The 12,186-nt window shown below is 58.4% G+C and carries 7 protein-coding genes; 4 read left to right on the top strand and 3 right to left on the bottom strand.

Annotation, left to right across the window (positions count from 1 at the left end):
- The first annotated feature begins 482 nt into the window (after positions 1-482).
- From FMQ63_RS35745 to FMQ63_RS35730, 4 genes are read left to right on the top strand one after another with little or no spacing between them, the layout of a single operon-like run.
- The gene (locus tag FMQ63_RS35745) at positions 483-2,015 is read left to right on the top strand and encodes an ATP-binding protein (RefSeq protein ID WP_020479239.1); all 1,533 of its coding nucleotides are present in this window, start codon (positions 483-485) and stop codon (positions 2,013-2,015) included.
- A 37-nt stretch (positions 2,016-2,052) separates the two neighbouring features.
- Positions 2,053-4,908, top strand: coding sequence for a Z1 domain-containing protein (locus tag FMQ63_RS35740; RefSeq protein WP_011553625.1), 2,856 nt, complete (start codon positions 2,053-2,055; stop codon positions 4,906-4,908).
- A complete protein-coding gene (locus tag FMQ63_RS35735) occupies positions 4,905-5,909 on the top strand; it encodes a PD-(D/E)XK motif protein (RefSeq protein ID WP_074960307.1) in 1,005 nt (334 codons plus the stop codon). Before FMQ63_RS35740 ends, FMQ63_RS35735 begins: the two co-directional genes overlap by 4 nt.
- Positions 5,910-5,911: 2 nt before the next feature.
- A complete protein-coding gene (locus FMQ63_RS35730) occupies positions 5,912-8,059 on the top strand; it encodes an AIPR family protein (protein ID WP_020479242.1) in 2,148 nt (715 codons plus the stop codon).
- Positions 8,060-8,251: 192 nt separating this feature from the next.
- Here the strand turns inward: FMQ63_RS35730 and FMQ63_RS37675 are convergent, their stop codons facing one another.
- From FMQ63_RS37675 to FMQ63_RS35710, 3 genes are read right to left on the bottom strand one after another with little or no spacing between them, the layout of a single operon-like run.
- Positions 8,252-8,863 (bottom strand): hypothetical protein, encoded by a 612-nt coding sequence (locus FMQ63_RS37675; RefSeq protein WP_171452397.1) that lies wholly within the window; start codon positions 8,861-8,863, stop codon positions 8,252-8,254.
- Positions 8,860-9,441 (bottom strand): response regulator transcription factor, encoded by a 582-nt coding sequence (locus FMQ63_RS35715; protein WP_011553628.1) that lies wholly within the window; start codon positions 9,439-9,441, stop codon positions 8,860-8,862. The genes FMQ63_RS37675 and FMQ63_RS35715 overlap by 4 nt, the downstream gene beginning before the upstream one ends.
- Entirely contained in the window at positions 9,438-11,528 is a 2,091-nt protein-coding gene (locus tag FMQ63_RS35710; RefSeq protein WP_167545726.1) for a sensor histidine kinase, read from the bottom strand. Before FMQ63_RS35710 ends, FMQ63_RS35715 begins: the two co-directional genes overlap by 4 nt.
- Between the last annotated feature and the right edge of the window lie 658 nt (positions 11,529-12,186).

Here is a 12,186-nt window from a genome sequence, read left to right as displayed (position 1 = left end):
GCGGCGTTCATGAAGGAGTCCATACCTGCTTCATGAGTGGGGCGGATGGCGGCCAATGCAATGAGGGCCTGCCCGCCCAGCCCTCCGTCGCCCACTCTCCCTTCTGCCTACCCCTGACGCAGTAGTGGTATTCATGGGCGGTCAACCAGCGTAGGAGCCTGTACCAGACCAAGCATGTCGGGCTGACTGTTCAGCTGCCGTGCCACGCGTGGGCGGATGACGCCACACTCTGTCTGTCTGCCCGGACTGCACCTTGGCTGCGCCTGCCACAGTCGACTCCTTGTCGCCAGAGGGTCTTAGGTAACCCTGGTACCGTACCGGTGACGGCGCTCGGTTATCTGCTCGGTCTGCATTCCCGGAGCCGCTTCTTGGGAGCTCGGAAACTAGGATAATGTGGAACAGACCTGCCACCGGGGGGCTGGCTTCTATTGCTCGGGGCTAATACGCGCTCCGGGGGGCCTGCCGGGGAAGACGAGGGAGCGTTGCGCAAGGTTGGCGAAGTCGTGTCGGAGGCCGACTACGAGATTGCAGAGCCGCGGGCGTCGTCCATGCTCGAGGCGCTTCGGGCAGTGGGCTATAGCGTGCAGACGGCGCTGGCGGACTTGATCGACAACAGCATCACGGCGGGAGCGCGCAACGTCTGGCTCACCTTCCACTGGGGTGGTGAGGACTCGCACATCACTCTGCGGGATGACGGCCGCGGGATGTCCGAGGCTGAGTTGGCGGATGCCATGCGCCCTGGCAATCGCAGTCCGCTGGACGAACGGGCGCCGAACGATCTCGGGCGGTTCGGTCTTGGCCTGAAGACGGCCTCCTTCTCTCAGGCACGCCGTCTCACGGTTGCTACGCTCAAAGCCGGAGGCAGGTGGGCCATCCGGCGTTGGGACCTCGATTACGTGAGAGACAGCAGGGAGTGGCGCCTGCTCAAGACGGAGGCCCCAGGCTCTGCTTCCCGTCTCTCCACGCTGGACGGGCAGCGGCAGGGAACTCTCGTGCTGTGGGAGCAGATGGACCGCATCGTTGGGAAGGTGCGCAAAGACGATGCCCAGGCCCAGAGCCGCTTCCTCGCATTGGCGCGCACTGTAGGGCGGCACCTTGGAATGGTTTTTCACAGGTACCTCGAAGTAGAGGACGGTCGGCCGCCCTTGCGCATATATCTCAATGGCCGCGATGCCGACTCGCTGGTTCGCCCATGGGACCCCTTCCTCTCTTCTCATGTGGCCACGTACCAGTTTCCTGAAGAGGCACTGAAGCTCCGGAAGGAGCAGGTCCAGGTGACTGGCTACGTCCTGCCGCACAAGGACCGCATGAGAGAGGACGAGTATGAGGCTGCTGCCGGCCCGGGGGGCTGGAACACCCAACAGGGCTTCTATGTCTATCGGGAGCGCCGCCTGCTGGTCGCTGGAGGGTGGCTCAGTCTGGGGTATGCGACCGAGGAACACTACAGGCTCGCCAGGTTGAAGGTGGACATCTCCAACTCGACGGATGCCGAGTGGGAGATCGATGTCAAGAAGTCCCGAGCCCGGCCTCCAACGGAACTGGAAGAGCGCCTGAGGGAGCTTGCGGATGCGGTCCGCAAGCTGGCTCGGGAGGTGTTCGTCCACAGGGGAGCTCGAGTGCGGACATCAGGTGTTCGCGAAATCGATGATGCCTGGGAGTCGGTCACCACCCGTGGTCGGCTTGGCTATCGCGTTCGTAGGGAGCATCCGCTCGTGAAGTTCGTCATCGAGCGCCAGGGCAGTGATCAGAAGCCGCTCAAGGCACTCCTTCGTCTGCTGGAGGAGACGGTGCCCGTCCAGCGAATCTGGCTGGATGCGTCCGAGAAGCCCGAAGCCCACGCTGAAGCCTTCGAAAGCGAGCCGCCCGCCAGGGTCGCGGAGGTGCTTGGGGAACTCTTTAAGGCTCTGCGCGCAGATGGCGAAACGGAGGAGTCCGCTCGGGAGCGCATCCTCTCCATGCGTCCATTCGCTCAGTACGCGAAGGCCATCAACGAATTGGGCTCGAAGAAGCGCTGAGTCGCGCCAAGCAGCAGCTCATGAAAGGAATGAGCAGATGAACAATGCCTACGATAGCGCCTGGAGCATTGCGCAGATTCTCCTCAGGGGCCAAGTGCAGCAAGGCCAGGTGCTGACCCGGGACATGATTGCAGCGAAGGTCGACCTTGCGCTGCAGATGGATCCGAACAGCAAGAGCCAAGTTGATCGCGAGCGCCTCGTCGCGGACCTGGAGTCCTCATTCACGGTGTGGATGGGCAACGCAGTGACCCTCGAGCACAACGAGGACCACATCGCATGGCTGAACAGCCGCAAGTCGGACATCGATTGGAAGTTCTGGAAGCGCTACCAGCGCCTCCTCCAGCAGAAGCGATGGGCTGCCGCGAGCCTCGAGAAGCTCGATGAACTGACCTATGAAACGCTCGGCAGGCTCGAAGACCCGAACCGCAAGGGGATGTGGAGCCGCCGGGGCTTGGTAGTAGGGCACGTTCAGTCGGGAAAGACAGCCAACTACACGGGGCTCATCTGTAAAGCGGCGGACGCTGGCTACAAGGTCATCATCGTCCTCGCGGGTATTCACAAGAGTCTGCGCAGCCAAACGCAGATTCGCTTGGACGAAGGCTTCCTCGGGTACGAGAGCAAGGACGAGTCCGTTGAAGGGTCAATCTCAAAGCATATCGGCGTCGGGTTGATCGATCCCAGTATTCGCGCGAACACCATCACGACTCGAGCTGACGACGGCGACTTCAAGATGAGTGTTCGACGAAACTTCCACATCGGGCCTGGAGGCATCCCGCTTCTCTTCGTCGTCAAGAAGAACGCGCGAGTGCTGGCAAACCTGAATTCGTGGGTCGAGCGCTTCGCGCAGAAGACGCTCACAGTCCGTGACGTTGAGAGGCGTGTCGTGCCCGATGTGCCTCTCCTGGTCATTGATGACGAGGCGGACAACGCATCCATCGACACCCGGGCCCAGGAGTTCAATGAAGAGGGGCGGCCGGACCCTGACCACGATCCAACCGCCATCAACAAGCAGATCCGGAAGTTGCTCCATCTCTTCGAGCGGAATGCCTACGTTGGCTACACGGCCACTCCGTTCGCCAACATTTTCATCCACGATGCTGGCCAGACCGACGAGCACGGTGCGGATCTGTTCCCCAGGAGCTTCATCACGAATCTCCCCGCACCTTCCGATTACGTCGGCCCAGTACGTGTCTTCGGGTTGGACCCGGACCCGATGCTGAACGCCGAGGAGAGGGAGCCACTCGGCCTCATACGGCACATCTCCGACCATGCCGACTCGCCCAACCCTGGAGAGCGAAATGGTTGGATACCTCCTGTTCACAAGAAGGAACACAAGCCCCGTTTCAAGGGGAAGAGTGAGCTCCCACCGTCCCTGCGAACGGCGCTGCACTCTTTCCTGCTCGTGTGTGCAGCACGCCGCGCGCGTGGACAGCTCAACGAGCACAACTCGATGCTCGTGCACGTTACCCGGTTCACCGATGTGCAGAAGGAGGTCTTCGGCCAGGTGAAGCGTGCTCTTAAGGAAGTGCAGGACCACCTGGAGTTGGGGACGGCAGCGGGAGTTACAAGCCTTCACTCGGAGCTGCGTCGCCTCTGGGATGAGGACTTCGTTCCTACCACCCAATCCATCAATGATCTGTCGCTGCCAGTTCTTTCGTGGTCGAAGGTTTCGTTACACCTCAAGGCCGCTGTCGCTGGCATCAAGGTCAAGCAGATCAATGGCACGGCTGGAGACGTGCTCGATTACGAAGAGCACCGCGCAACGGGGTTGAGCGTCATTGCGGTAGGGGGGGACAAACTCGCGCGCGGCCTGACTCTGGAAGGGCTCTCGGTAAGCTATTTCCTCCGTGCCTCGCGCATGTACGACACTCTCATGCAGATGGGCCGCTGGTTCGGCTACAGGCCCGGCTATCTGGATCTCTGCCGATTGTACATGACCGAGGAACTCGATGACTGGTTCCAGCACGTGACGATGGCCGGAGAAGAACTGCGTCAGGAATTTGATCGGATGTCCGCCGTGGGTGGCTTTCCGGCCGACTATGGGCTCAAGGTTCGCTCACACTCAACGTTGCTGATTACTTCTCCAGTCAAGATGAGGAACGGAGTTGATCTTATGATCTCGTTCGATGGAGATATCATCGAAACGACCAACTTCGACCCCCGGCGGGAGGTGCTGGAACACAACTTGGCCAGCACGGTCAGGTTTCTTGAGAAGCTTGGCAGGCGTGCTCCAGGTTGGATTCAGTCTCGTCCGAGTGGGTCAGAGGAGTGGGTGACTTCCTACGTATGGCCAGAGGTGTCGGCTGAACAAGTCGCTGAGTTCTTGGCCACACTCCATGTGCCGCAAAGCTCTACAAAGGCTGTGGGGGTCTTGCTTTCCGAGTACATCAAGAAGCAGCTCTCCCAGCGTGAGTTGAGTCAGTGGACTGTGGTGCTGTTCGGCGGTGGCGAGGGAGTGAAGGAAAATATCGCTGGGTTGCCCATCGGGCTCACGAAGCGACAGGCCAAAAACAAAGACGCCACGAATGGCTTATACAAGATCCGTCGCTTGGTAAGCCCGAGAGATGAGGCTATAGACCTTGATGCTGCTGCGTATGCACGGGCGCTCAAGTTGACCAAGGATAATTTCCATCCTGACTCTGGTCGAACGAAACGGGACAAGATGCCGGAGGCGCCCAGCGGCCCATTCATCCGCCAGGTGCGTCCCAAGGACCGTGGTCTCCTCATTATTTATCCGCTGGATCCGGCGGCAGATACCAGCAAGGTGCTGCAGCTCACCAGTCCGATTCCAATCGGCTGGGCAGTCAGCTTTCCTGCATCTGAAACCGCACTGAAGGTTCCATATCGCGTCAATAATGTTTATTGGGAACAACAATATGGGAGTCTGATGTGAAGTCTGTCGAGGAGGCATGGAGGCTCATTTCCGAAGAGCCCAAGCTCCAGGCCGGGCTGGTTGCGCGACGCCTCTACCCCGAATCTCGTCTCGAAATCTATGCTGGCCTCGACAGGCCATCTGACGTACCGCTCGTCTGCATCCATGTCAGGCCCGCTGCGCTTCGTATGGCTGGCGAGCGTCTCTCTTCGGCTGGCTTCGTGCTGCTGCGGGAGATTAACCCGCACCCCAGCCCGAATTCAGTCAGGCTTAGTCTCTGGCTCGCGGCCCCACCATATCGTGATGTCTTTGGAGTCCTTGCCCAGGATGTTGTCGACAGCGTTGCCAAGGCGGTGGGCCAGCGCAACGCTGTCTCGACCTTCGTTGAGCGGCTCCGTCGGTGGCAGGAGTTTCTCGAACGGCATGGTCCAGAAGGTCTCGGGGCTCATGCCCAGCGCGGTCTGTATGGTGAGCTCTGGTGTCTGCGTCATCAAGCCCTTCGGCTCATGGGGGCAGAGTGCGCCATCCTTGCATGGACAGGGCCCGATCGGAGCAACCAGGACTTCCAGTTCGCGTCCTGCGCCGTCGAGGTGAAGACGACTGCGAGCAGCCCGCACCATCACGTGGCGATCTCCAACATCCGGCAGCTCGACGAAACGCATGTGCCAGCGCTGCTCTTGCTGCATGTGGCGCTCGAAATCCGACATGATTCCGGCGAGACTCTCGTCGGGATGGTGGCGTCGCTGCGGGATTTACTACGCCCTTCCGGGCAGCCTCTTTCCCTGTTCGAGGAGAAGCTCCGAAGCTGGGGCTATCTCGATGTTCACGCAGTTCGTTACGGGGAGGCCGCGTATGTGGTGCGGTCACATGACTTCTACCGCGTGATGGGCTGCTTCCCCCGGCTCACCGAAGCGGACATACCCGACGGAGTCGGAGACGTTCGGTACTCCGTCGCGCTGTCGGCATGCGCTGCCTACCGGCTGTCACCGGATGCAGCGGCAGCACTCATCGTTGGGAAGTGACAATGTCATTGAGCCCGGAGCTTCTTGAGTTTGCTAGTGAGTTCCACGCTGAAATCGTTTCCTTTGCTCGAGGAGAGATGTCGGGTCACGCGAGTGCTTCGCAGGCGGCGGAGTTCAAGGAGAACGCCTTCACCGAGCGGGTGGTGGACATCATCGCGGAAGCCGGTGCCATTACTGGTGGGCATACCTGCTATTTCCGCAAGGAACTCGGGAACCGTCATCTCAAGGCGAACGGTTACAACGTGGGGGAGGACGAGGAGCATCTCGATATCATCATCAGTATCTACAGAGATACTCCCGTTCCGCCGACGCTGCGCATGACAGAGGTCTATCAGGCTATCCAGCGTGCCTTGAACTTCGTCAGTGCGGCCGCGGCTGACCTCTCGAGCAAGATGGAACAGGCCCACCCTGCCTACGACATGGCGGAGCGGGTCAGGGAGGTCTTCTCCAAAGGCAGTGTGCAGCGTGTGAACGTGATCGTGCTCACGGATTGTGTGGTGCGTGAGCACCAACTGCAGAAGCCGCTGAAGATTAGCAAGCAATCCCGGATCGATGTTCGTGCGGATATCTGGGACATCGAGCGTCTGTATCGGAGCATGAGTTCGGGGTGCGTCCGCGAGACGATCGATATCGACTTTGGCGAATTCGAGCGCACCATCCCCTGTCTGCCGGTTCCAATCTCCGAAGGCGAATACGGAGCCTACCTCGCCGTGGTTCCGGGGGAGGTTCTCTTCAGGCTGTACGACGAATACGGTGAGCGGCTCCTCGAACTCAACGTTCGCTCCTTCCTCCAGGCTCGTGGCAAGATCAACCGCGGCATTCGTGACACGCTGCTCAAGGAGCCTCAGCTCTTCTTCGCCTACAACAACGGCATCACAGCGGTGGCGGAGGACGTGAAGACGAAGTTGCTCCCGGACGGGACGACGGCTCTTGTCTGGATCAGGGGGTTGCAGATCGTCAACGGTGGCCAGACGACGGCCTCCATCCACCGTGCTGGAAAGAAGGACCAGGCGGAACTCTCTCGGGTCTTCGTACAGATGAAGCTCTCACAGGTGCGCTTGGTGCATCTTGAGACACTCGTTCCGCGCATCTCCCTGTATGCGAACAGCCAGAACAAGGTAAACGAGGCCGATTTCTCCGCGAACGATTTGTTCCATCAGAAGTTGGAGAGCCTCTCACGTACGATTTGGGCACCAGGCGAGCAGAGCCGCTGGTTCTACGAGCGCGCGCGCGGTCAATACCAGGTAGCCCGCGGGAAGGCCTCTACACCCGCCAAGCAGCGACAATTCGACAGCATCCATCCGCCATCACAGATGTTCACGAAGACGGATCTTGCGGGCTTTGAGCACAGTTGGGGTCAACGGCCCGACTTGGTCAGCAAGGGATCCCAGAAAAACTTCGTGGAGTTCATGCTCTTGTTCAAAGCGCAGCAGCCCGATTTCAGCCCGGACGAGCAGTACTTCACCCAGCTCGTAGCTAAGGCAATCATCTTCCGTAAGGTCCAGGCGCTTGCACGTGAAGCCAGGATTGGCGCGTACAGAGCGAACATCGTTACTTACTCGGTGGCGTATCTTGCATCACGAGTCGGTGCGCGCTTGGATCTTGCCGAAATCTGGCGAGCGCAGAAGCTGACGCCTCAGTTGGAGGCGGCGCTTCGTGGGCTGCTGATGCCCATTGAAGAAGCCATCAAGCGAACAGCTGAGGGGCGGAACGTTACGGAGTGGTGCAAGAAGGCGGAGTGCTGGCGCGCTATCAAGGCCATGAATTTTCCCGTCCCGGCCAATGTGGCGGGCGCGTTGTCTGCTGCGCGCGCCGGCCGGAAGGGGGCCGCGAAGGAGGTGCAGGAGAACCTCCGGAAGGCAGCGTTACCCAAGCTTGCGGAAGCCGTGAATATCGCCCTGATCAGCTTCGCCCGAGCGGGACAGAAGGCAGATGCGGCTTCGATTGCGGACGCAATCACGAAGACACTCGCACCAGGGGGGCTTGAGGTTATCAACAACGTTCCATCCGGAGGAGTTCTCTGGGTTGTGGGCGGTATGGAACTTTCATCGATTATGAGGGAGGTGCGTGAGCATGGGCTTCGCGCCGAGTTTCGCGAAGGTGGAGGCAGGGCAACCGAGCACCGCCCTGCGTGGTACATCACCTGCTGAGAGCGGCCGTCGGCCTCGTACGTGTCGAGCAGGGAGCTCAGTCCCGCTAGGTTCCAACCTGCCTCGCCACTGCCGACGAAGAGGTAGTTCTTTCGTAACCGACCGACGGACGGTCAGTTGCCGGCGATCTGCTCATCGACTGGCCAGCGACACGAGCAACTACTCGGATCAAGCGCAGTGCGTCCGACGCAGTCAAGGATAATGAACAACGCCATTGGCCATTTTAACCATTTCCCATACTGCAAAGGCCTTTTCGGGAAGAGGAGTCTTCGGGTCGCGTGCGAGCGCATGTGACGCCGCAAGAAGACTTTTGGAAAGAAGCTTGGCACAGGTTGCTGCATCTGCGCCACCGTTCAAATGTGCAAGTATCCCCTCAAGCAATGCGTTGGTTTGTCGATCGAACATTGAGGGATGGGTCGCAAACTTGTACTTGATCTTAAAGCCAACAAAGCCAGATGCGCCTGCGCCAATGAGAGTAGGGCCAAGCGCGACGGCAGTGCAACAGGCTATGAAGTAACAAAACTTGCCTTTGATCAGATGCGCATCATCAGTGCCAATGGCGGTCTGACTGCTTGGGCAAAGCAGGCGGTCATCATGCCCGTGCGTAAAGGCGACTACGACGTTTGCGACGTTCCGTTCCAATACATCATGCAGGCGCGCGGTGGCCTGTGGGGAAAATGCGCCATAATCGATATACGAGCGTGGAACGATGTGTTGTAGAAAAACATCAACAATTCGCCGCGCAACAGCTTCCCATGCGTCAAGCGGCCCGGCCGCTCCTGGGCGGATGATTACGGTTTTCACGGTTTCTGACTGGCGAGTATCTGAGTGAGCCCTTGGCGATAATGGTTGAGTAAAGCTCGGCCTTTTGAGGTCGCCTTCTTCATCTCCTCCAGCGCTTGTCGAAGCGAGTACTCAGACCCATCTTCTGTAACTAAAAGTGGCGCATCAGCATCCGGGCTGTATTGAACCCATTCGTCTAGGGCGGCAATTACTTGACGCTGCTTCGCAATCTCGCGCTCAAGGACAGCCGGGAGCGCCTTCGGATTGTCGCCCTTCTGTAGAATAAAGTCAATGCCATTGATTGCCAGATCGGTTCGGGCCTCTCCGGCCTCTAGTCCGAGGGCGCCGCTCATGAGCACGACAGGGATATAGGCATCGCTCTCTCGAATGCGGTGAAGCACTGAAAGTCCATTTGGACCGTCTTTTAGGTCAAAATCCAAAACGATCGCATGGGGGCGGAATGTCTCAAGGTCTTCTTTCAGCTTGTCCGCAGAGTCACGGACTTGGACCTCGTAGTCATCCAATTCCAGCGATTCCTTGACCGTTGCTCCGTATGCTGAATCGTCGTCGATTACCAGGATTCTTTCGGTAGGTTTCATTTTGCACGCGGAATTGCAATCTCAAATGATGCACCAGCGATCGTGCTACTTTTCTTCAGGCTCAAACTCCCTCCGTAATCGGCAGCGATTTCGCCCGCGATCGGCAGGCCCAATCCGGAGCCGTTGGGCTTGGTCGACCAATACGGCTCGAAGATGACGCCCTCATCCTCGGTAGGCACACCGGGTCCTTGGTCGGTGACGGCTATGAAGGCACTTCCGTGTTTTGCGAAAACAGAGAGAGTTACTTGCCCTCCTTCTGGACTCCAGAACAAGGCATTGTCGACGAGGTTTCTAACGGCTTGATATAGCTCTCCATAGTCTACCTCGACCTCTGCCGGACTCGACGGTGACGCAAATTTAATTTCAATGTTTCTCTTGCTTGCTGGTTCAGTGAAATCGCTTTGGATGTCGATGGCTAGCCTGCTGAGGTCGATCTTCTCAATCTTTCTGCGTGCGCGCGTGAACGGAAGGAGTCTGCGCACTTCCCGAGCCACGATGCCCGCCGATTCATCTGCACGTGCCAATGCTTCGGATACACCCACAATAGTGACGGAGGCTTTTGCTAGGCGCTTGAGGCCATTGTCTATCGCTCGGCGGATAATGTCGACCTGCTGCCTGATTTCATGAGCCATCCGAGTTGCTACTACTGATAGGCTTAGGATTCGACGATATCTTGAAATTTCTTGCGAAATCGTTTCTTCTGCGGACGATTTTTCTGCCTCTGCTGCGCCAATCATTGCGAGGACTTGCGTGCTTGCAACTGATTTTGATGTTTCCGCTATTTCCCGCAAGCGCTTGAGACTTTCCAGTTCAAAGAGCCGCCTCCCGGATCGGCGTTGCTTGGTGGTCGGCTTGTCGACGAGTATTCGGTTTTCGATCTCTCTGATGACCTGCCTGATCGCTGAGCGAAGATCGTTGAAGGCGTCATTGTTTACCAAGCCTTGGCGATTGGTCTGATCGCGAAGTTCTGGGTTGTCTTGCTCGCTTAGGTAGATGCATCCAATGATTTGGCTGTTGCTGAGCCTCTCTTTGGGCGTGTTGATTCGCTCTTTGTCGAGGTCGAGCCAATCGTTACCTGGTTCGCCATAAGGGAAGACGCGGAAGCCGTCTCTATAGACTGAAATTCCCGACCACTTATCAAGCAGTCCTCTGGCCTCTTGAAGCGAGAGATCCAGTGTCTCGCGAATACCAGCCAGTCCTTCTGCGCTTCTGACCCAGACGTCGATTTCAACGGCAAAATGGCCGGCTGCGCTCTTCTTTCCCTTTGCTCCTCCGCCAAGGGGTCGCACGCGCTCGGGCTCATTATTGATTGCAATTGCAATTTCGTCTTCGGTTGGGCTGTGTGCGCGAACGACAGCCCTCACTCGCCAAGGACAGAGTGTCCTGAGTGACTGCGGAAAATGGCCTATGTCCTCGGAAATCCCATCAACCTCCAGCTTTACCTGGAACGTGGCAAGCGCTGGAGGTATCACAGGGCTGCCCAGAACTTCTGTGGATCTGAATGGAGGAAATAGCTTTAATAGTTCTAATTTGAGATGGGCGATTCTGTCTTCGGACCAAGAGCTGCGGAGGTCTTGGAGGAATAGACTGGTGCCATGGCCAGTGGCAGGGGTTGGATGGGAGTCAATCTGTGGATGGATTTCGTCGAGAAACTTCATAGGATCGTCGAACTGATTCCAGTCGACGACCGCTCTTGTTGCTGTCGTCTCTCCCTCTTTCTTTGTGATGAGTACTAGCTTTCTAGCGAGTTTATCAGCGGCAAAGCGACCAATGCCCTTCTTGCCAAGAAGCGGCCGTCCTGATGGAGATGCATGCCGAAGTTTCTTGTCCGGGGTAGCAGGTTGGAGCCATGACCCAAGGACGGTCTCTTTCGACATGCCGTGTCCGTCATCAATGATGTCAAGACTTCCGCCAAGTGCATTTTGGGCATTGTGAAATGCGACCTTGACGCTTAGCGCATCTGCGTCCCATGCATTCCTGACTAGCTCGACGACGGCAATGGTTTCGTCGCTGATTAGTTCTTCACCGAGGAGTCGTAGGACACGAGCTCTAGGACGAAAGACGTGCTGCCCTTGCAGGGTTGCCATGAGAGTGACACTAGCGCAGGATTGAGGCAGGCCGTTTCCAGAAAGTGGGCCAGTCAGCATCTAACTTGGCTCGCTGTCGGAATGTACCCCCCCCCTGGGTCAGGGAAGAAGTCGCCTCGGCTGACGTGCCGAGCTGACGACGCCTTGAGGGCGAGAGCAGGCAGGACGCAGTGTCGTACACGGATGCATTCAATGCGCAGATGGTGAAGCAAATGGTGGACCCAGGCGCGGTGAGTGCCGCGGTGTTGGCCCGCCAAGTGGGGGTCTCCCAGCCGAGGTGGGCGCACTCACTGTTCCCGAGCCGGTTGCGGACTCGTCCGAAGAGCAGTCGTCGCCGCGCTGAGAGCTTCCCGCTCACGGCCTCAAGATGAGGCGTCTGCTCGTCTCACCGAAGACGGGGTTCGTTCAGCGGATACCCAATTCCGCGTCCAGGTCCACCTTCTCGTGTGGGGCGGTAGCGGTGAGCGTCAAGGTAGTTGTGTGATGCCTGGAGGAACTCATGGACCCGTAGGGTGAAAGTCCCGAGGCGGCAACAGGTCAAGGCCGCATAGCTGGGGTGGCGCCGACAGGGGAGACCCCTGCGGTGAAGCCCACTGACAAAGCCCCGTTTCAGCGGGGTGAGCGAGTGCACGGGCCGTAACGGCGAGTGAATGCCCAG

The sequence above is a fragment of the Myxococcus sp. CA005 genome, from assembly GCF_006518205.1.
Lineage (GTDB): Bacteria > Myxococcota > Myxococcia > Myxococcales > Myxococcaceae > Myxococcus > Myxococcus xanthus.
The sequence above is the reverse complement of the archived record's forward strand: the minus strand, read 5'-3'. Positions and strand labels throughout refer to the sequence as shown.

Coding starts and splice junctions, on each gene's coding strand:
- FMQ63_RS35740 (WP_011553625.1), top strand. CDS start 2,053: ATGAACAATGCCTACGATAGCGCCTGGAGCATTGCGCAGATTCTCCTC.
- FMQ63_RS35730 (WP_020479242.1), top strand. CDS start 5,912: ATGTCATTGAGCCCGGAGCTTCTTGAGTTTGCTAGTGAGTTCCACGCT.
- FMQ63_RS35715 (WP_011553628.1), bottom strand. CDS start 9,441: ATGAAACCTACCGAAAGAATCCTGGTAATCGACGACGATTCAGCATAC.
- FMQ63_RS35710 (WP_167545726.1), bottom strand. CDS start 11,528: ATGGCAACCCTGCAAGGGCAGCACGTCTTTCGTCCTAGAGCTCGTGTC.